Genomic DNA, 18,931 nt, shown 5'->3' on the forward strand with positions numbered 1-18,931 from the left:
TTTCGCCGCCGGCGCTACAGCATCGGCGCCACGACTCGCACGCGGCGCTTGACGCCGTCCGGGCCGACGACCTCCTTGAACACCTCCGGCGCGCCGGCCCCGCTGCGCAGTTCGGGGAGGGGCTCGGCAATCGCCGCCTGCGCCGGGCCGAGAGGCTGTCTGGCGCGCGGATCGCCGGGGAGGATCGGCCGGGACATTTGCTCCGCCTGTTCGGCCGTCACCATCTGGTCCTTTTTGTTGCGTTCGGCGAGAATGCCCTCGGCCTCGGCCAGCGCCTCCGTCCAGCTCTTTCCGGGCGGTTTGCAGCCGCAGGAGGCGTCGTAGCTCGTCTCGAACTTCCGCGCATTGGGATGGTCGGCGTAGGACTCGCCATCGACCGAGACCGCCGACTCGAGGCCCTTCCACTGCGACTGAGTGTAGAGCTTCGCCTCGGCGCCGGGACACATGGCCTTGCAGAGCGCGTCGAGGTCGTCGAGCTGAGACTGTCTCGCGCTGTAGGTGATGGGGAAGAAGCCGCCGTCGCAGCTGCGGACGCAGATCGCCATCGGCCCGCCCATCCGCCGCGTGTCCTGGTTGAAAGTCTCGTCGTCCGGCGGCGGCCCGTCCTCCGGATTGATGGGCGCCTCGCGCAGGCCGGTCGCCTGATCGGGCGGGCGAACGCCGAACAATTCCTCGAAAAAGCTGCCCGGATCGGGCTCGCGGGCGGCGATGCGGGGATTGCGGCACTCGACCTCGTAGCGGGCCATCAGCGCCTGACGCTGGCTGTCGTCGGCGGCCGCCTGCTCATAGGCCGCAATGCTGCCGCGCAGGGCGCTCAGACGCCCGTTGATGGCGTTGCACTGGGGCGGCGGCGGATCGCCGAAAAACAGAAAGGTCTGGCGGTCGCAGCCCATGGCCTGACCCTTGGCCGCGAGGCGGCTGAATTCTGTGCGTTGCTTGGCGGCCATGGCGCGATAGCGCGCCGCCATGCCTTCGGCGCCCGCCTTGGCGATCTGCCCGCGCAGGTCGAGACAGTGCGGGCTCTCGGCGCGGGCCGGCGCGGCCGTCAGCGCACCTAATAAGGCGGCGCCAGACGCGGCGGCGAGAATCTTGCGGAGGGCGCCTGGCCCCGGGTTCGGCCTCATCAAATGCTCCGGCTGGCCCCTTTTTAAGTCCGAGGCGATCGGACGGGCTGCCAGCTTCCTGTTGTCTCACGCGAACCGCGATCCGCTTCACTCGACGATGCGAGTCCCGGCGGCGGGCGCCTGCGCGCCTTGCCGCGCCGCCGACGCTGACCATTCTTGGCGCTGATCGCGCCGCGGATCAACCGGATGGGATTCTCCAGCGTTTCTTGTCCTCAACAAGGCGAGAGGGCGCCGGGCGCCGGTCTTACGGCCGCGCTTTTTTCCGCTCGACCCTTCCCTTGGCGCCAGTCTACGCCCATATCCGGGCGCGGACGCCAATGGAGATCGGCACGATGAAGTCTTCTTCAAAAATTCTTTCTCTTCTCACCATTGCCTTGGGAGCGGCGCTGGGCGTCGGGGCGGCCGCGGCGCAGGAAGGACCGGACCTGATCTTCCGCAAATCCACGGACTTCAAGCTGCTGACGCCCAATGACAAGCTCGCAACCTATGTGGTCGACGACCCGCTGATCGAAAACGTCGCCTGCGCCTACACGGCCCATGAAAAGGGCGGCGTCGCCGGCATGTTCGGCGTGGCGGAGCAGACCTCGGAAGTTTCACTCGCCTGCAATCAATACGGCCCGATCAAGCTTCGCAAGGAAAACGAGAAATTCAGCCAGGGCGATCTCGTGCTCAGCGAGCGGCGGTCGCTCATGTGGAAGCAGATGCATATCGTGCGCGGCTGCGACACGAAGCGCAACATGCTGATTTACATGATTTACTCCGACAGGCTGATCGAAGGCTCGCCGGAGAATTCGACAGCCGCGGTTCCGATCCAGCCCTGGGGCGGCTCGGAGCCGGGGCATTGCAAGGACTGGTTGAAGTAACCCGTTCAGTCGGCGCAGGAGATGACCATTGCGTCGGCCGCTTGCGGCTGGCGCGACGCGGCCGGTATGGCGGCCGTCATGTCGTCGGCGCGGCCATAGGCCTGGGCGGGACCGTGGCCGTGCGATTCGCACCAGGCGTCGGCGACGATCCGGCCGCAATCGGCCTTGTCCCTGAGGCATTCCATGACGCCGTAACCATCGTCCGCGACGACGAAAGTTTTGGGCGCGGCTTCGGCCTTGGCGTTCAGAACCAGCGATGCGAGCGCGCCGGCGACGAGCGGCGCGGCGATACGGGACCAGGGGAAGCTTTCGATCTTCGACGACAGAATGAACATTGAGGCGCTCGCTCTGCGCCGCCGGAGGGAGAGGCGGCAGTCGAAAAGAGATAGCGGGACAGGGTAAAATATGCGTTAAACGGCCATGATTCCGCCGGAATGCGGCGCCGTCACAACGCGCTTGACGGGGCGGCGCGCCGGGCGCATGGTCCCGCCATGTGGCTCAACCTGACGCTCGCCCGCCGAATTTGCGGCCGGATCATCATCAGCTAGCGACCATCGCTGGCCGGAGCCGTCACGTCGTCGCTGAGAACACGCCCCAAACGACATGAAACGGGCCGGCCAGGCTGGCCCGAGGGGATTGCATGTCGACGACTGCGCTCAAGATCTACAATACGCTCACGCGAACGAAGGAGGCTTTCCAGCCGATCGACGCGTCCAATGTGCGCATGTATGTCTGCGGCCCGACGGTCTATGATTTCGCTCATATCGGCAACGCCCGGCCGCTCATCGTCTTCGACGTGCTCTACCGGCTGCTGCGGCATGTCTACGGCGCCGCGCATGTGGCCTATGTCCGCAACATCACGGACGTCGACGACAAAATCAACGCCCGCGCCGCCGAGCGCGGAATCACGATCCGCGAACTGACGGAAGAGACCAACAGGGTCTTTCAGGAAGACGTGCGCGCGCTCGGCTGTCTGGAGCCGACGGAGCAACCCCGCGCCACCGAACATATCCCGCAGATGATCGCGATCATCGAGAAGCTGATCGCGGCGGGCCACGCCTATGCGGCGGATGGGCATGTCCTGTTCGACGTGCCGTCCATGCCCGGCTATGGCCGCCTCTCGCGCCGCTCCCTCGACGAGATGCTCGCCGGCGCCCGCGTCGATGTCGCGCCCTACAAGCGCGGCGACATGGATTTCGTGCTGTGGAAGCCCTCGAAGGAGAGCGAGCCCGGCTGGGAGAGCCCATGGGGCAGGGGGCGTCCGGGCTGGCATATCGAATGCTCGGCGATGTCCTGGGCGCATCTGGGCGAGACCTTCGACATTCACGGCGGCGGCATCGATCTCGTCTTTCCGCATCACGAGAACGAGATTGCGCAGAGCTGCTGCGCCTTTGGCCGCGACGTGATGGCGAATTACTGGATGCACAACGGCTTTCTTCAGGTCGAGGGCGAGAAGATGTCCAAGAGCCTGGGAAATTTCGTGACGATCCACGAATTGCTGCACACGGAAAAATTCGGCGGCCGCAAATGGCCGGGCGAAGTGCTGCGCCTCGCCATGCTGCGCACGCATTACCGGCAGCCGATCGACTGGACCGCGAAGGCGCTGGAGGAATCGGAGAAGACGCTGGAGAAATGGCGCGTCGCCGCGCGCGCCGCGTCGCGCAACGAGCATCCTCCGTTCATCGAGGCGCTCGTGGACGATCTGAACTTCTCGAAAGCCGAAGCGGAAATGCACGCTTTGGCCAGCGTCGCGGACGCGGAGCCGGAGAGCTTCGTCGCCGGCGCCGCGCTCGACTCGCTGCGGTTCTGCATCGATTTGCTCGGCCTCGGAGGGATACTCGATCCTTCATGGAACGAGGTCACGGTAGATCCCGGCCTGAAAGAGAAAGTCGAGAGCCTCATCGCCGCGCGCCATGCCGCGCGCGCCGCGAAGAACTGGGCAGAGTCCGACCGTATCCGTGACGAACTCGCAGGCCTCGGCGTCGCGCTCAAGGACAGCAAGGACGGCACGACGACGTGGGAGATGAAGCGGTGACGGCGCTGGCCCCCACCCGACCCGCTTCGCGGGCCACCCTCCCCGCGAGGGCGAGGGAGTCGCGCCCTCAGATTGCCTCTGTTCCTGAAAAGTTGGTCTTCGGGATGATTGGCGGCGCCGATGCAGGCTCATCCCTCCCCTTTACGGGGAGCGCAGCCCGCGAAGCGCGACGGGTGGGGTAAGACAGGGAGAAACCATGTCCGACGACTGGAAGAGAACGCTGCCGTTCAAGCGCCATTGGGCGGTCTATCTCCTCTTGAAGCTTTTCGTGCTGGCGCTGGCGGCGTTCGCCGCGTGGCATCTGCTGCGCGCCTTCGAGGTCGTCTGATGGCGGCGCCCGGACTTCGTCCCTTTCTCCCGGCCGACGCGCCCACGCTCGCCGCTTTGTTCCGCGCGGGCGTGGACGAGCTGACGGCCGAGGATTACGACGCGGATCAGCGCGAGGCCTGGGCCTCGGCGGCCGATGACGAAGCGGCTTTCGCGGCGCGGCTTGCGGGCGCCCTCACCATTGTCGCGCTTGTCGGCGGCGAAATCGCGGGCTTTGCCTCGCTGAAGGACAACAAGACGTTCGACATGCTCTATGTGAGGCCCGACCTTGCGGGGCAGGGTGTGGGCGGCGCGCTCGCGGACGCCATCGAAAAGCTCGCAACGGCGCGTGGAACGGAAAAGCTGACGGTCGAGGCCGCGGACTCGGCGCGCGATTTCTTCGCCGCGCGCGGCTATGTCGCGCAAAGCCGCAATACTGTAACCATCGCCGGCGAATGGCTCGGCAATACGACGATGACCAAGGAACTGGCGGCGCCCGCCGCCGGGAGACCGCATTGATGACCAGGCAACGCGTCACGCTTTACGACACGACGCTGCGCGACGGCGCGCAGACGACGGGCGTCGATTTCTCGCTCGAGGACAAGCGGCTGATCGCCGCCATGCTCGACGATCTCGGCGTCGATTATGTCGAAGGCGGTTATCCCGGCGCCAATCCGCTCGATACGGAATTCTTCGCGGCCCGGCCGAAACTGCGCGCCCGCTTCTGCGCCTTCGGCATGACGCGCCGGCAGGGCCGTTCCGTGGAGAACGATCCGGGCGTCGCGGCGCTTCTCGACAGCGCGGCGGACGCCGTGACTTTTGTCGCAAAGAGCTGGGATTATCAGGTCAAGGTCGCCTTACGCTCCACGGAAGAAGACAACCTTCAGGGCATTACGCAATCCGTAAAAGCCGCTGTGGCGAAACGGAAGGAGGCCGCGGTCGATTGCGAGCATTTCTTCGACGGATTCAAGGCCAATCCGGATTATGCGCTCGCCTGCGCGCGGGCGGCTTATGAGGCTGGCGCGCGCTGGGTTGTGCTCTGCGACACCAATGGCGGGACGCTGCCGCATGAGGTCGAGCGCATTGTCGCGGAGGTCGTGAAGGTCATTCCTGGCGTTCATGTCGGCGTGCATTGCCATGACGACACGGGGCAGGCGGTCGCCAATTCGCTCGCCGCCCTGCGCGCGGGCGCGCGGCAGATACAGGGCACGCTGAACGGTCTCGGCGAACGCTGCGGCAACGCCAATCTCACGACGATCATCCCCACCTTGCTGCTCAAGGAGGAATTCGCCGCGCGTTTCGAGATCGGCGTCAGCCGCGAGAAGCTTACCCATCTGACGCGCATCAGCCATGCGCTCGACGAATTGCTCAATCGGGCGCCGAACCGCCATGCGCCCTATGTCGGCGCGAGCGCCTTCGCCACCAAGGCGGGGATCCATGCCTCCGCCGTGCTCACCGATCCGCGCACCTATGAGCATGTGCCGCCGGAGAGCGTCGGCAACATGCGCCGCGTGCTGGTTTCGGATCAGGCGGGGCGGTCGAACATCATTTCCGAACTCACTCGGCTCGGCGTCCAGCTCGAAAAGGACGATCCGAGACTCGGCCGGCTGCTCGACGAGGTGAAGGAAAAAGAAGCGCAGGGCTACGCCTATGAGGGCGCGGACGCCTCCTTCTTCCTGCTCGCCAAGCGCGTGCTGGGGGAAGCACCGCATTTCTTCGACATTGAACGCTACAGCGTCGCGGTCGACCGCCGCTTCGCAAAAAACGGCGGCTTCGAGGATCTCGGCGCGGAGGCCATCGTGAAGGTGAGAGTTCACGGCGAGAGCCGGATTTCGGCGGCCGAGGGCAACGGCCCTGTGAACGCGCTGGACCTCGCGCTGCGCAAGGATTTGGGCGCCTATCAGAAATTCATCGAGGACGTGCGCCTCGTCGATTACCGCGTGCGCGTCTTCCAGGGCGGCACGGACGCCGTGACGCGCGTGCTCGTCGAATGCGCCGATGGCGAGGGCAATCGCTGGTCGACGGTGGGCGTTTCCGCCAATGTCATCGACGCTTCCTTCGAGGCCCTCGTCGATGCGATCGATTACAAGCTGCTGATGTCCGGGGCCACGTAAGCGCGTCGCCCCCACCCGGTCCGCGAAGCGTGACGGGTGGGGGCATCCCCCTCACATCCGCTCGGTGATTGCCGTCTCCTCGACTTGCGGCATGCGGCGCGCGGTCGTCTGGATCATCGGCAGAATGTCCTCGACCCGCTCGGCGACGAGATAGCGCACCTCATATCCTTCCCGGATGAAGCCCGAATTGTGCATATGGGCGAAGAGCGTGAGCAGTGGGCGCCAAAAGCCGCCGATATCGGCGATCACGAGCGGCTTGGTGTGGCGCCCGAGCTGAATCCAGGTGAGCTGTTCAGTGAGCTCCTCGAGCGTGCCGACGCCCCCGGGCAGCGCGACGAAGGCGTCCGATTTCTCGAACATCAGCCGCTTTCGCGTATGCATGTGATCGACAACGATCAGATCGGTCATGCCCTGCATGGCCAGTTCGCGCTCTTCCAGAAAATTGGGGATGATGCCGGTGACGCGCCCGCCGGCGTTGAGAGCGGCGCGGGCCGTGATCCCCATCAGCCCGCAGGAGCCGCCGCCAAAGACGAGTCCCACGTCGGCCTTCGCCAGTATGCGCCCAAAAGATTCCGCCGCGGCGGCGTAGCGCAGGTCGTCTCCCTCGGCGGAGCCACAGTAGACGCAAACGTTCTTGATCTTCTGCATAGATTTCTTCCGTCAACTGGCGCCATCGGCCCGCCGGTCAAGCGGGGTGCGCGAAAGAGTTAAAGGGCTTATATGACGCTCTTGCCTCCTTCGCCGAGGCTTCCATTCATCACTGGACTCCGAATGCTCAGAATTGGCCAACGCGCGTCAGGCGCGCACCATGCGCCCGATCCGCAGGACGCTTCCCTTTCCGAAGCCTCGCTCCTTGGAACAATTCGCCGGCTGTGGCCCTATATCTGGCCGCGCGGCCGGCGTGATCTGGAGCTGCGCGTCGCTGTCGTCTTCGCGCTGCTGATTGTCAGCAAGCTCTTCAACGCCATGACGCCCTATGCATTCAAATGGGCGACCGATGCGCTGGCGGAAAGCGGAGCAGCGGCCTTGCCGGTTTTGGGCGCGGGGGCGGTCGGCTTTACTCTCCTCATGGGCGCGATCCGCATTGTCGCGGTGATCCTCATGCAGGCGCGCGACGGCATTTTCGCGGCGGTCGCCATGCACGCCGTGAGGCGGCTGGCGACGGACCTCTTCGTCCATATGCACGAATTGTCGCTGCGCTTTCACATCAGCCGCAAGACGGGCGGGCTGACCCGTGTTCTGGAGCGTGGCCGCAACGCCATCGAGACCCTGTCCCGCCTCGTCATGTCGACGGGCGCCCCGACGCTGATCGAGATGGTGCTGGTGCTGGGCGTCTTCGTCTATCAGTTCGACTGGCGCTACGGCGTCGTTCTCATCCTCACGCTCGGCGCCTATTTCGCCTATACGACCCTCGCCACCAACTGGCGTATCGCGATCCGCCGCCAGATGAACGAGAGCGACACGGACGCCAACCAGAAGGCGATCGACAGCCTGCTCAATTATGAGACCGTGAAATATTTCGGCGCCGAGCGGCGCGAGGCGGAGCGTTACGACAAATCCATGGCCTTTTACGAGAAGGCCAGCACGCATTCCTATATCTCGCTCGCCATCCTCAACGCCGGCCAGACGGTGATTTACATCATCGGCGTCACGACCATGATGGTCATGTGCGTCTATGGCATTCGCGCGGGACGCAATACGGTGGGCGATTTCGTGCTCATCAACGCCATGATGATCCAGCTCGCCCAGCCCCTGAATTTCATGGGCACTTTTTACCGCGAGGTTCGTCAGGCGATCATCGACATCGAGACCATGTTCTCGATCCTGTCGCGCAGCCCGGAGATCGCCGACAGGCCGGGCGCAAAGCCGCTCGTCGTCACGCAAGGGCGCGTCATATTCGACGATGTGCAATTCCACTACGAGCCCGACCGGCCGATTTTGCGAGGCGTGAGCTTCGAGGCGGCGCCCGGCCAGACGATCGCCATCGTCGGGCCTTCGGGCGCCGGCAAATCGACGATCTCGCGGCTGATGTTCCGCTTCTACGAGCCGCAGGGCGGGCGCATCACAATCGACGGACAGAACATTCTGGAGGTGACGCAGACGAGCCTGCGCGCCGCCATCGGCATGGTGCCGCAGGATACGGTGCTGTTCAACGACTCGATTGGCTACAATATCCGCTACGGGCGTTGGGACGCGGCCGACGAGGAGGTGCGCGAGGCGGCGCGTCTCGCCCAGATCGACAAGTTCATCCAGAGCGTGCCGGGCGGCTATGAGGCGCAGGTGGGCGAGCGCGGGCTGAAGCTTTCGGGCGGCGAGAAGCAGCGCGTGGCCATCGCCCGCACCATTCTCAAAGGCCCGCCGATCCTCATCCTCGACGAGGCGACCTCGGCGCTCGACAGTTTCACCGAGCATGAAATTCAGGAGGCGCTACGGCGCGTGGCGCGGGGCCGCACGACGCTCGTCATCGCTCATCGGCTCTCGACCGTGGTTGACGCCGACGAAATCCTGTTCCTCGACCATGGACGCATCATCGAGCGCGGCCGCCACGCCGAGTTGCTCGCGCTCGGAGGGCACTACGCCGGCATGTGGAACCGCCAGCGTGAGGCGGCCGAGGCGCGCGCCAAGCTGCTCGAGGCCGAGCGCGAGGAGGCCGAGGCGGAGTAGGGCCCCCGCTGGCGGAATTCGTCCGTCCTTTGGCAAGGATCATTCTTTGCCAAAGATCAACTCCGGGCGCACCCTCGAGGCTCGCATCCCCGTCGCGGCGATCTGGATGCTTTCAGCCTCGGGAGCGTCTGATGCTCGGAAAAACATTGTTTGCCTCGCTGGCGGTCTGCGCCGCCACGGCCGCTCAGGCCCAGATCAGGGCCGAGCATCCGCGCTTCTGCGTCATGAGCGTCGGGCCGACGCAAATGATGTTCAGCGCATTTCAGGAAAACAAGACCGACGAAATCTTCTGCCAGCGCGTGCCCGAGCTTGGCAAGACCATGATCATTCTCGACGCCAGGAGCAACGAGCTTCGAGACATGAATATCGAGGTTCGGGTGCTCAGGAACATCGATCAGAAGGATTGGCGCGACGATCTTGAGGCCACGACCGTCACGGCCCTGCCGCCAAAGAAATATCTTCAGGATCGCGGCACGACGAGCTTCACTTACGACTTCGGCAAGGAGGGCGAATATATCGCGCTCGTGCGCGCGACGAGCGACGATGGCGCGAAGGAATATGTCGGCCAGTATTATTTCGCTGTCGGCGAGAGCTATGAGCAGGCGATGGCCACAGGCGCGCTGGCCGCGGCAATGGGGTTCGGCGGTCTGGTGATGTGGCGGCGCAGCCAGTCGGCGAAGACGGCGAAGACTGCGACACAGGGAAAGCCGGCGTCGTCAGCGGCTCGTCAGTCGCCTTAGATTGCGCTCGACGCGCCGCTTGTAAACGGCGACGGCGCGGCCGGCCGCATGATGCGGCTCTCCGGCGACGAAACTGCGGGCCGCTGCAAAGGTCGCCTCGGTCGCCGCGTCGATCTTCTCGGCGACCATCAGGGTTCCTTCGTGCTTCGGGTCGACGGCGCCCACGGCGATCTTGGCCAGCCGAACCGCGATGACGGCGTTCACCGCCATCGTCAACACGAGCGTATCCGAAAGAAGCGTGGTCAGACCCGGCCGGTTGTCCATCTGCTCGAATTCTCCGCAGGCAAGACGCCGAGTTTGCGTCATCTTGCCGTCAAATGCAAAGGCGGAGCCGTCCGCTCCGCAGCTCGCTTATGTTTCCGCTGGAGCCGGCCATTGGCCTGGTCTTTTCCGACGCTGGCAACGAACAGGAAGCGGGAGACCATGCTTCCATAAGCCCAACGAAAACCCCATATTGCCGCCATGGCGAAGTCTCCCGAAAAATCGAAGAAAGACCCCGCGCGGCCGACCCGCGCCAAGGCCTCCAAGCCCGAAGTCGCGCCGCTGGCTCCGCACCTCGCCCAGTTGCTCAATCCGGCGTTGGCGCCCGGTTTCGAGGATATGGGGCAGGCGGGCTATGAGGTGGATGGCGTTCCTCTCGAAGGGGACGAAATTTCGAAATGGGTGCTCGGCGAGCTGCCGCCGCAGGGCGGCGGCGTTCAGGCCACGGCCGACTCGCTTGCCGAGCTGCTGCGGCTCGGCGATCCAAACCTGCGCGACCGCAAGCCCTGGGCTCCGCACCGTCCGGAGCGGCCGGAGAAATCCGAGGGCGGCGTCAAATTCGAGCTCGTTTCCGACTACACGCCCAAGGGCGATCAGCCGGCGGCGATCGCCGAGCTTGCGAAGGGCATCGCCGCGCAGGAGCGGGATCAGGTGCTGCTTGGCGTCACCGGCTCGGGCAAGACCTTCACCATGGCGAGCGTCATAGCCCGCACCCAGCGCCCGGCGCTGATTCTCGCGCCGAACAAGACGCTGGCGGCGCAGCTTTACGGCGAGTTCAAGAGCTTCTTCCCCAACAACGCCGTCGAATATTTCGTCTCTTATTACGATTATTATCAGCCGGAAGCCTATGTGCCGCGCTCCGACACCTACATCGAGAAGGAATCCTCGGTGAACGAGCAGATCGACCGCATGCGCCACGCGGCCACGCGCGCGCTGCTGGAACGTGACGACGTGATCATCGTCGCATCGGTCTCCTGCATCTACGGCATCGGCTCGGTCGAGACCTATACGGCCATGACCTTCTCCGTTCAGCTCGGCGAGAAGCTGGAGCAGCGGCAGCTCGTCACCGATCTCGTCGCATTGCATTACAAGCGGATCAGCGCGGATTTCACCCGCGGCACGTTTCGTGTGCGCGGCGATACGGTCGACGTGTTTCCTGCGCATTACGAAGACCGGGCCTGGCGGATCTCCTTCTTCGGCGACGAGGTGGAATCCATCTCGGAGTTCGATCCGCTGACGGGCAAGAAGACGGTCGATCTGGAGTTTGTGAAGATCTATGCAAACTCGCACTATGTCACGCCCCGCCCGACGCTGCTGCAATCCATAAAGGCCATCAAGGAAGAGCTGAAGCATCGGCTCGACGAACTGAACCGCACGGGGCGCCTGCTGGAGGCGCAAAGGCTCGAACAGCGCACGCGTTTCGACATTGAAATGATGGAGGCGACGGGGTCCTGCGCAGGGATCGAAAATTACTCGCGCTATCTGACGGGCCGCCGGCCCGGCGAGCCGCCGCCGACGCTGTTCGAATATCTGCCTGACAATGCGCTCGTCTTCGCGGATGAAAGTCATGTCTCGATTCCGCAGATCGGCGGCATGTATCGAGGCGACTTCCGCCGCAAGGCGACGCTCGCCGAATATGGCTTCCGTCTGCCGTCCTGCATGGACAATCGCCCCTTACGCTTCGAGGAATGGGACGCCATGCGGCCGCAGACGATCAGCGTCTCCGCGACGCCCGGAAATTGGGAGCTGGAGCAGACGGGCGGCGTCTTCGTCGAGCAGGTCATCCGCCCGACGGGGCTGATCGATCCGCCGGTCGAAGTGCGCCCCGCCCGCACGCAGGTCGACGATCTCCTCGACGAAGTGCGAGCGACCTCACAGATTGGCTATCGCACGCTGATTACCGTCCTCACCAAGCGCATGGCCGAGGATTTGACCGAATATCTTCACGAGAGCGGCGTACGCGTGCGCTACATGCATTCAGACATCGACACGCTGGAGCGCATCGAGATCATTCGCGACCTGAGACTCGGCGCCTTCGATGCGCTCGTCGGCATCAATCTGCTGCGCGAGGGCCTGGACATTCCCGAATGCGGGCTCGTCGCCATTCTCGACGCCGACAAGGAAGGCTTCCTGCGTTCCGAAACCTCGCTCGTGCAAACGATCGGCCGCGCGGCGCGCAATGTCGACGGGCGCGTGATCCTTTATGCGGATCACATCACCGGCTCGATGAAGCGCGCCATGGACGAGACCGAGCGTCGCCGCGCCAAGCAGCAGGCCTATAATCTCGAGCATAATATCACGCCGGCGTCGATCAAGCGGGGCATCGCCGACATTCTTGGCAGCGTCGCCGAGCAGGACCATGTCACGGTCGACACCGGCTACGACATTGCGCCCGGCCACAATCTCGCGGCGACGATCGCCGATCTCGAAAAGCGCATGAAGGAGGCCGCCGCCGATCTCGCTTTCGAAGAGGCGGCGCGGCTGCGCGATGAAATCCAGCGCCTGCAAAAGGCGGAGCTTCTGGCCGAGGCGAGCCCCATGCTGCGCATGTCCCTGTCCCGCAGGGCGGGGGAGGGCCGCGGCGGGGACGAGGGCGCGGGTCTCTCGACGCGCGCCCGCAAGCCCACCGACGCGGATATGGGGCCGCATAATTTCGGCGGCGGCGAAGCCCGCCCGCTCGGCCGCGTCGCGCCACCGCGCCCGGCCGGCCGGTCGTCTGGCGGCCGGCCCGGAACGCGGACGGTGAAGGGCAAGCCGAAGTAGCTGCCCTGTGGTCGGAGGTTTTGCCGCCCGTCTTCAGTATTGGCGCATCAGCGGCGGGGGCGGGGGCGGCGGCGGCGGGACCAGCGTGGGGACCACATAGCGGAAGCCCACTCTCACGTCGTTCGAGGCGAGATTGAAATGCTGCACCTCGCCGGGGCAAACCGTCACGCCCATGCAATGGATGGTGTTGGTGTCGAACTTGCCCATGTCGAGATAGCGGTAAGCGACTTCGAGCTTCAGATTGGGCGTGACATTGTAGGCGAGGCCCGCGCCGACCTGCCAGGCGAAATTGGTCTGCGTGCGGTTGGCCGCGAATCCGAAGCCGCCGGCGGGTTGCGCCGAAACGTCGTAAAGATTCTGTTGCCAGTTGGTCGCGAAGCCGATGCCGCCCCCGACGAAGGGCGTGATCCCGTACCACGTGCCAAGATCGAAATAGGCGTTGCCGAGGAACACCGCGGCGCTCTGCTGGCCGTGGTAGAGATCGTAGCAGCGGGCGTTGACGCCGCAGGACGAGGCGCCCGGCGCGCTCCAGATGTCGCTGTAGCTCTGGATCGCGCTGTATTGCGCGGCGGCGCGATATTCGCCGGTCAGGTCGAAGCGGAACCAGTTGTTGAACTGGTAGCCGACGCCGCCGCGCGCGAACGCGGCGTCGCCGATCGAATAGGCGTTGAACATCGGCGCGGGGACGGCGACGGCCGGGTTGGTGAAGGTCGAACTCACACCGCTGATCTGATTGGCGGCGACGCCCACGTCGCCGCGCAGATACCAGCCGCTGAAATCCGGCGGCGGCGGAGCAGGAGGGGGCGGCAAGGGCGGCGGCAGAAGATCGGCGGCCTGTGCGCTGGCGCCGAGGCCGGCAACGAACGCGGCCGTCAAATAAAGGGCGATTCTGCCCATGTGACTTCCCCTCTTTGTCAACGGGCCGGCAGTCGGGCGGCTCCGAGCTTATGGTCAAGCTCGAGTTTGACGGGGAAGACTTAAGGCTGGGTTAACCTTACCGCTTGAAAGACAAGCGGTTACCTTGTTTGTTGTTTGGCGCTTTACGCTCTTGGCGCTTCGGCGGGGGCGCGGCCCCGCCGGGCGCCAGCTAAAATCAGGCAGCTTCAGCTGAGTCCTTCAGCGCAGTGCAGACCTGCGCAACGAGCGTCTCGACCAGCTCCCGGTCGTCACCTTCGGCCATGACGCGGATGACCGGCTCCGTTCCCGACGGGCGGACGATCAGCCGGCCGCTGGCGCCGAGCTTCTCGCGGGCGGAGTCGATGGCGACCGCGACCGAGTTCTTCTCAAGCATCTGTTTTTGAGCGCGAACGCTCTTGAGAACTTGCGGCAGCGGGTCGAAACAATGGCAGACTTCGCTCACCCGCCTGTTCCGGCGTTTGACCTCGGCGAGCACCTGCATGGCGGTAACGAGTCCGTCGCCTGTCGTCGAATAATCCGACAGGATGACATGGCCGGACTGCTCACCGCCGATATTGTAGCCCGCTTCGCGCATCCGCTCGATGACATAGCGGTCGCCGACGGCTGTGCGCTCCAGAGTCAGGCCCAGCTTATGCAGGTGCCTTTCGAGGCCGAGATTCGACATGATCGTGGCGACGAGCCCGGGCTTCGCCAGCAGGCCCTGGTCGCGCCAGCTTTGGGCGACCACGGCCATGACCTGATCGCCGTCGATAACGGCGCCGGTCTCGTCGACCAGGATCACGCGGTCGGCGTCCCCGTCGAGCGCGATGCCCACGTCGGCGCGCAATTCACGCACCTTGGCGCGCAGGGCCTGCGGCGACGTCGACCCCACGTCGCGGTTGATGTTGAAGCCATCCGGATCGACGCCGATCGCGATAACCTCGGCGCCGAGCTCCCAGAGCGCCTCAGGCGCTACCTTGTAAGCCGCGCCGTTTGCGCAGTCGATGACCACCCGCAACCCCTCGAAGCTCAGATTGCGGGGAAGGGTATGTTTGGCGAATTCGATGTACCGCGCGCGAACGTCGTCGATGCGGCGCGCCCGGCCAAGCTGGGTCGCGCCTGCGAGCTTGCGGGTGATGTCGCTGTCGAGCAGCCGCTCAATATCGGCCTCGATGTCGTCGGAGAGCTTGTGGCCGTCCGGTCCGAAGAGCTTGATGCCATTGTCCTCGAAGGAATTGTGCGAAGCAGAGATCATCACGCCGACATCCGCGCGCATCGAGCGGGTCAGCATCGCCACGGCCGGGGTGGGCATCGGGCCGAGCAGCAGCGTATCCATGCCCACGGAGGCGAAGCCTGCGACCAGAGCATATTCGATCATATAACCGGAGAGTCGCGTGTCCTTGCCGATGACCACCCGATGGCGGCCCTCGCCCCGCTGGAAAGTCAGCCCCGCGGCCTGGCCGACCTTCATGGCGAGCTCCGGCGTAATCTTGACATTAGCCAGGCCGCGAATGCCATCCGTTCCAAAATAGTGACGGGCCATCGATTATATCCCTCTCGCAAACCGCAAAGTCGCCCGCGTGGCGGACTGAAATCTTCCAGAGTCGTCGACCATATTTTACATGGTCAGGCAACCATTTCACACATCAGACAGATTCCGCGTCAAAAGGGCAAAAAAATGGAAGTCGTCATTTACCACAACCCGGCCTGCGGCACGTCCCGCAAAGTTTTGGCTGCGCTGCAGGAGGCGGGACGCGCCCCGCGGATCGTGGAATATCTGAAAACGCCGCCGGACAGGAAAACGCTGAAGGCGCTGCTCGAAAAGATGGGAAAGAATGTGCGCGAGATATTGCGCAAACGTGGAACGCCCTACGAGGAGCTGGGCCTGGACGATCCGGCGCTTACTGATGAACAGATTTTCGACGCCATCGAGACGCATCCGATTCTCATCGAGCGTCCGATCGTCGTCTTCGGCGACAGGGCGGCTCTCTGCCGGCCCGCCGAAACCGTCGAGGCGCTCATGGCCGGAGCCTGATGACGTAAGCGATCGAGAACGCGGCAGGCGGACGTTCTCACAAAAACGAAGCCCGGCGTAACCGCCGGGCTTCATTTCCTTTAGACCGGATTCGGCGAGAGGCCGCCGACATCGGGCTCGGGCTTCTGCCCGGTTGTGGGCACCGCCGAGCCGCGGGGCGGCTGGGGCGACGAGGCGCTCGTGTCCTCTCGCACCGGGCGCTTGCCCTGCAGCAGGCCGCGCATCTCCTCGCCGGTCAGCGTCTCGAACTCCAGCAGGCCATTGGCCAGCGTGTCGAGCTGCCCCCGCTTCTCGGTCAGGATCTCCCTGGCCTTGTCATAGGCCTCCTGAACCAGGCGCCGCACCTCGGCGTCGATCGTCTGCTGCGTCGCCTCGGAGAGGGTCTGCTGCCGGCCGAGCGAATAGCCAAGGAACTGCTCCTGCTGCGGCTCGGCGTAGGCCACCGTCCCCAGCTTGTCCGAGAAGCCCAGCTGCGTGATCATCGCCCGAGCCACTCGCGTGCACTGCTGGATGTCCGACGCCGCGCCGGAGGTCACCTTGTCGTGGCCGAAGATCAACTCCTCCGCCACGCGCCCGCCCATGGCGATCGCCAGCATCGCCGTCAGCTGCTCATAGGTCTGAGACACCTGATCGCGCTCCGGCAGGCCCTGCACCATGCCCAGCGCGCGGCCGCGCGGGATGATCGTCGCCTTGTGGATCGGCATCGCCCCCGGCACAGTCAGCTGGACCAGCGCATGGCCGCCCTCGTGATAGGCCGTGAGCTTCTTCTCTTCCTCGGTCATGCTGAGCGTGCGGCGTTCCGCGCCCATCATGATCTTGTCGCGCGAGTCCTCGAACTCCTGGTTCGTGACGATCCGCTTCGAGCGCCGCGCCGCCAGCAGCGCCGCCTCGTTGACGAGGTTCATCAGATCCGCGCCCGAGAAGCCCGGCGTGCCGCGCGCCACCACCTTGAGGTCGACGTCCGGCGCCAGCGGCACCTTGCGGGCGTGAACCTTGAGGATCTTCTCGCGGCCGATGAAGTCGGGGTTCGGCACCTGGATCTGACGGTCGAAGCGGCCCGGACGCATCAGCGCCGGATCGAGCACGTCCGGACGGTTGGTCGCGGCGATCAGGATGATGCCCTCATTCGCCTCGAAGCCGTCCATCTCGACCAGCAGCTGGTTCAGCGTCTGCTCGCGCTCGTCGTTGCCGCCGCCGAGGCCCGCGCCGCGATGGCGGCCGACCGCGTCGATTTCGTCGACGAAGATGATGCAGGGCGCGTTCTTCTTGGCCTGGTCGAACATGTCGCGCACGCGGCTCGCGCCGACGCCCACGAACATCTCGACGAAGTCAGAGCCCGAGATCGAGAAGAAGGGCACGCCCGCTTCGCCCGCGATAGCGCGCGCCAGAAGGGTCTTGCCCGTGCCGGGCGGGCCGACCAGCAGCACGCCGCGCGGAATGCGGCCGCCCAGACGCTGGAACTTGCCCGGATCGCGCAGGAACTCGACGATCTCCTGCAGGTCTTCCTTCGCCTCGTCCACGCCCGCGACGTCCTCGAACGTCACCTTGCCGGCCATCTCCGTCAAAAGCTTCGCCTTCGACTTGCCAAAGCCCATCGCGCGGCCGGCTCCTCCCTGCATCTGGCGGGAGAGGAAAATCCACACGCCGAGGAAGGCCACGAGGGGCAGGGCGTTCAAAAGCAGCGTCATCAGCCAGCTCGAGCCGTCGCTGAGCGGCTTGGCGCTGATCGAGACATTGTGCTGTTGCAGACGCGGAATGAGATTCGCGTCATTGGGAATGTAAGTCGTGAAGGGGCGGTTGTCGTTGAAGTGGCCCACGACCTCATTGCCCGCGATGGTCACGTCATGAACGCGCCCCTGGTCAATCTGCGTGAGCAGCTCGCTGAACGAAATGTCCCGGATCGGCGTCCGCTGGCCCGGTTGCTGGAACAGCATGACAAGCGCCACCACCAGCAGACCAATGATGGCCCACAGGGCGAGGTTCCTGAAGTTTGCGTTCATTGCATAATCCATGATGGAGCCGTTGCGCGCGGGACGATCCCCCGCGACGGCGCCAGGCTCATTTTAATCTAGGCGCGCCCTGCTCCCTTGCCAAGAGAGACGAGGCTCAAGGTCAAGAACCTTCTGCCCCTTTCTGTGCGTTTCCCCGGCGCGGCGGCGCCGGTCGCAGCGTAACTGAGCCATTCTCGGAGTCGAGCAGCAGATCCGCGAGCGTCATCCGTAACTTATGGTCGTCGTTCAGGGCCTCCGCGAGACGCTGGGCGGCGCGCTCCAACCTGTCGAGGCGCAGCTGAGACCGTGGCGCGATCCGCGCGATCTCGACGGCGAGCAGCCTTTGCAGAAGCTCCAGCGGCGCCCCGCGGAGCGCAGCGGCGTCGAAGCGCGCCGATCCCGCCCCGGCCTCAAGGAGCGCGCGGGCGCGAAGGCGCGCGGCGCAGGCGTCGAGCGCGACGCTGGCGCGGGCGGCGCGGGTTCCGAGCCGCAGCAACGCCTCTGCGCCAAGCCCGAGTTCCTCCAGCATGGGCATGAGCCTGCGCAGCTTTACGCGCGCATAAGCCTCATTGGCGTTGGATGGATCGCTGACATAGGGGTGGCGCGCGGCCTCGCAGACGCCGACGAGCGTCGATTTGCGCAAGCCCAACAGAGGCCGCAGTAGCGCCAAGCCGTTGCAGCGGGCGCTGGCCGCCATGCCGGCGAGACCCGAGACGCCCGAACCGCGGGCGAGGCGAAAGAGGATCGTCTCGGCCTGATCGTCGGCATGATGGGCAGTGACGATGGCGCTGGCCCCGATGCGAGCGGCGCAATCCGCAAGCAGTGCGTAGCGCGCCCCCCTCGCGCGTTCCTGGATGCGCGTCGCGGGTTTCTCCCCCTCCCACTCCAAAAGGTGATGCTCGAAGCCGAGCGCGCGCGCCCAATCGGCGACCAGCCTGGCCTCGGCGTGCGAGTCGGGGCGCAGGCCATGGTCGACCGTGGCGACGGCGACCTCATGGCTGGGGCGCGCTCGCCACTGCGCGGAAAGGAGCATGAGAGCGACCGAATCAGGGCCGCCCGAAACCGCGAGCAGGAGTCTTGCGTGCGGCGCGAGGAGATCGAGGGCGCGCTCGACTCGCGGCCTCAAGCGCCGATTCCG

At 65.1% G+C, this 18,931-nt stretch carries 17 protein-coding genes; 9 read left to right on the top strand and 8 right to left on the bottom strand.

Annotation, left to right across the window (positions count from 1 at the left end; genetic code table 11):
• Positions 1–14: 14 nt before the first annotated feature.
• Complete coding sequence (locus WOC76_RS09995) at positions 15–1,124, bottom strand: DUF2865 domain-containing protein (RefSeq protein ID WP_341107174.1); 1,110 nt, start codon at positions 1,122–1,124, stop codon at positions 15–17.
• A gap of 332 nt (positions 1,125–1,456) precedes the next feature.
• Here WOC76_RS09995 and WOC76_RS10000 point away from each other — a divergent pair, with 332 nt between their 5' ends.
• Positions 1,457–1,987, top strand: coding sequence for a CreA family protein (locus WOC76_RS10000; protein WP_341107172.1), 531 nt, complete (start codon positions 1,457–1,459; stop codon positions 1,985–1,987).
• Between the two features lie 5 nt (positions 1,988–1,992).
• Here the strand turns inward: WOC76_RS10000 and WOC76_RS10005 are convergent, their stop codons facing one another.
• Complete coding sequence (locus WOC76_RS10005; protein WP_341107171.1) at positions 1,993–2,322, bottom strand: hypothetical protein; 330 nt, start codon at positions 2,320–2,322, stop codon at positions 1,993–1,995.
• A gap of 305 nt (positions 2,323–2,627) precedes the next feature.
• On the opposite strand from WOC76_RS10005, the gene cysS reads away from it, so the two are divergent.
• The 4 genes from cysS to cimA all read left to right on the top strand — a co-directional run bounded on the left by cysS (position 2,628) and on the right by cimA (position 6,442).
• The gene (gene cysS / locus WOC76_RS10010; RefSeq protein WP_341107168.1) at positions 2,628–4,022 is read left to right on the top strand and encodes a cysteine--tRNA ligase; all 1,395 of its coding nucleotides are present in this window, start codon (positions 2,628–2,630) and stop codon (positions 4,020–4,022) included.
• 196 nt (positions 4,023–4,218) lie between these two features.
• Positions 4,219–4,350, top strand: a complete 132-nt coding sequence (locus WOC76_RS10015) for a hypothetical protein (RefSeq protein ID WP_341107166.1) — start codon at positions 4,219–4,221, stop codon at positions 4,348–4,350.
• On the top strand, positions 4,350–4,847 hold the full coding sequence (locus WOC76_RS10020) for a GNAT family N-acetyltransferase (RefSeq protein ID WP_341107165.1): 498 nt from the start codon (positions 4,350–4,352) through the stop codon (positions 4,845–4,847). The genes WOC76_RS10015 and WOC76_RS10020 overlap by 1 nt, the downstream gene beginning before the upstream one ends.
• On the top strand, positions 4,847–6,442 hold the full coding sequence (gene cimA, locus WOC76_RS10025; protein WP_341107163.1) for a citramalate synthase: 1,596 nt from the start codon (positions 4,847–4,849) through the stop codon (positions 6,440–6,442). The genes WOC76_RS10020 and cimA overlap by 1 nt, the downstream gene beginning before the upstream one ends.
• A gap of 51 nt (positions 6,443–6,493) precedes the next feature.
• Here the strand turns inward: cimA and WOC76_RS10030 are convergent, their stop codons facing one another.
• Positions 6,494–7,090 (bottom strand): LOG family protein, encoded by a 597-nt coding sequence (locus tag WOC76_RS10030; protein ID WP_341107162.1) that lies wholly within the window; start codon positions 7,088–7,090, stop codon positions 6,494–6,496.
• Positions 7,091–7,213: 123 nt separating this feature from the next.
• On the opposite strand from WOC76_RS10030, the gene WOC76_RS10035 reads away from it, so the two are divergent.
• The gene (locus WOC76_RS10035) at positions 7,214–9,106 is read left to right on the top strand and encodes an ABCB family ABC transporter ATP-binding protein/permease (protein ID WP_341107160.1); all 1,893 of its coding nucleotides are present in this window, start codon (positions 7,214–7,216) and stop codon (positions 9,104–9,106) included.
• A 131-nt stretch (positions 9,107–9,237) separates the two neighbouring features.
• Complete coding sequence (locus WOC76_RS10040) at positions 9,238–9,846, top strand: hypothetical protein (RefSeq protein ID WP_341107158.1); 609 nt, start codon at positions 9,238–9,240, stop codon at positions 9,844–9,846.
• On the opposite strand, the gene WOC76_RS10045 is transcribed toward WOC76_RS10040, so the two are convergent.
• Complete coding sequence (locus WOC76_RS10045) at positions 9,823–10,152, bottom strand: hypothetical protein (RefSeq protein ID WP_341107156.1); 330 nt, start codon at positions 10,150–10,152, stop codon at positions 9,823–9,825. The two genes, WOC76_RS10040 and WOC76_RS10045, sit on opposite strands and share 24 nt — an antisense overlap.
• 156 nt (positions 10,153–10,308) lie before the next feature.
• Between WOC76_RS10045 and uvrB the strand changes: the two genes are divergently transcribed.
• Positions 10,309–12,870 carry an excinuclease ABC subunit UvrB gene (gene uvrB / locus WOC76_RS10050; protein ID WP_341431400.1) on the top strand — a complete coding sequence of 854 codons (2,562 nt, stop codon included), beginning with the start codon at positions 10,309–10,311 and terminating at the stop codon, positions 12,868–12,870.
• Between the two features lie 33 nt (positions 12,871–12,903).
• Here uvrB and WOC76_RS10055 read toward each other — a convergent pair whose 3' ends face one another.
• Together WOC76_RS10055 and glmM are read right to left on the bottom strand one after the other, a co-directional pair.
• A complete protein-coding gene (locus tag WOC76_RS10055; protein WP_341107155.1) occupies positions 12,904–13,767 on the bottom strand; it encodes an outer membrane protein in 864 nt (287 codons plus the stop codon).
• Between the two features lie 196 nt (positions 13,768–13,963).
• On the bottom strand, positions 13,964–15,310 hold the full coding sequence (gene glmM, locus WOC76_RS10060) for a phosphoglucosamine mutase (protein ID WP_341107154.1): 1,347 nt from the start codon (positions 15,308–15,310) through the stop codon (positions 13,964–13,966).
• Between the two features lie 135 nt (positions 15,311–15,445).
• Between glmM and arsC the strand changes: the two genes are divergently transcribed.
• Complete coding sequence (gene arsC / locus WOC76_RS10065; protein ID WP_341107152.1) at positions 15,446–15,802, top strand: arsenate reductase (glutaredoxin); 357 nt, start codon at positions 15,446–15,448, stop codon at positions 15,800–15,802.
• 80 nt (positions 15,803–15,882) lie between these two features.
• Here arsC and ftsH read toward each other — a convergent pair whose 3' ends face one another.
• Both ftsH and tilS read right to left on the bottom strand, forming a co-directional pair.
• Positions 15,883–17,802: an ATP-dependent zinc metalloprotease FtsH gene (ftsH, locus tag WOC76_RS10070; RefSeq protein WP_341107151.1), complete on the bottom strand. Its 1,920-nt coding sequence runs from the start codon at positions 17,800–17,802 to the stop codon at positions 15,883–15,885.
• 112 nt (positions 17,803–17,914) lie between these two features.
• A complete protein-coding gene (gene tilS / locus WOC76_RS10075) occupies positions 17,915–18,919 on the bottom strand; it encodes a tRNA lysidine(34) synthetase TilS (RefSeq protein ID WP_341431401.1) in 1,005 nt (334 codons plus the stop codon).
• Positions 18,920–18,931 lie beyond the last annotated feature (12 nt).

This window comes from Methylocystis sp. IM3, from assembly GCF_038070105.1.
Lineage (GTDB): Bacteria > Pseudomonadota > Alphaproteobacteria > Rhizobiales > Beijerinckiaceae > Methylocystis.

What these genes read in the sequence shown, in the direction of transcription:
- WOC76_RS09995 (WP_341107174.1), bottom strand. Translation starts at nt 1,124, where the DNA reads ATGAGGCCGAACCCGGGGCCAGGCGCCCTCCGCAAGATTCTCGCCGCC.
- WOC76_RS10000 (WP_341107172.1), top strand. Translation starts at nt 1,457, where the DNA reads ATGAAGTCTTCTTCAAAAATTCTTTCTCTTCTCACCATTGCCTTGGGA.
- WOC76_RS10005 (WP_341107171.1), bottom strand. Translation starts at nt 2,322, where the DNA reads ATGTTCATTCTGTCGTCGAAGATCGAAAGCTTCCCCTGGTCCCGTATC.
- cysS (WP_341107168.1), top strand. Translation starts at nt 2,628, where the DNA reads ATGTCGACGACTGCGCTCAAGATCTACAATACGCTCACGCGAACGAAG.
- WOC76_RS10015 (WP_341107166.1), top strand. Translation starts at nt 4,219, where the DNA reads ATGTCCGACGACTGGAAGAGAACGCTGCCGTTCAAGCGCCATTGGGCG.
- WOC76_RS10020 (WP_341107165.1), top strand. Translation starts at nt 4,350, where the DNA reads ATGGCGGCGCCCGGACTTCGTCCCTTTCTCCCGGCCGACGCGCCCACG.
- cimA (WP_341107163.1), top strand. Translation starts at nt 4,847, where the DNA reads ATGACCAGGCAACGCGTCACGCTTTACGACACGACGCTGCGCGACGGC.
- WOC76_RS10030 (WP_341107162.1), bottom strand. Translation starts at nt 7,090, where the DNA reads ATGCAGAAGATCAAGAACGTTTGCGTCTACTGTGGCTCCGCCGAGGGA.
- WOC76_RS10035 (WP_341107160.1), top strand. Translation starts at nt 7,214, where the DNA reads ATGCTCAGAATTGGCCAACGCGCGTCAGGCGCGCACCATGCGCCCGAT.
- WOC76_RS10040 (WP_341107158.1), top strand. Translation starts at nt 9,238, where the DNA reads ATGCTCGGAAAAACATTGTTTGCCTCGCTGGCGGTCTGCGCCGCCACG.
- WOC76_RS10045 (WP_341107156.1), bottom strand. Translation starts at nt 10,152, where the DNA reads ATGACGCAAACTCGGCGTCTTGCCTGCGGAGAATTCGAGCAGATGGAC.
- uvrB (WP_341431400.1), top strand. Translation starts at nt 10,309, where the DNA reads ATGGCGAAGTCTCCCGAAAAATCGAAGAAAGACCCCGCGCGGCCGACC.
- WOC76_RS10055 (WP_341107155.1), bottom strand. Translation starts at nt 13,767, where the DNA reads ATGGGCAGAATCGCCCTTTATTTGACGGCCGCGTTCGTTGCCGGCCTC.
- glmM (WP_341107154.1), bottom strand. Translation starts at nt 15,310, where the DNA reads ATGGCCCGTCACTATTTTGGAACGGATGGCATTCGCGGCCTGGCTAAT.
- arsC (WP_341107152.1), top strand. Translation starts at nt 15,446, where the DNA reads ATGGAAGTCGTCATTTACCACAACCCGGCCTGCGGCACGTCCCGCAAA.
- ftsH (WP_341107151.1), bottom strand. Translation starts at nt 17,802, where the DNA reads ATGAACGCAAACTTCAGGAACCTCGCCCTGTGGGCCATCATTGGTCTG.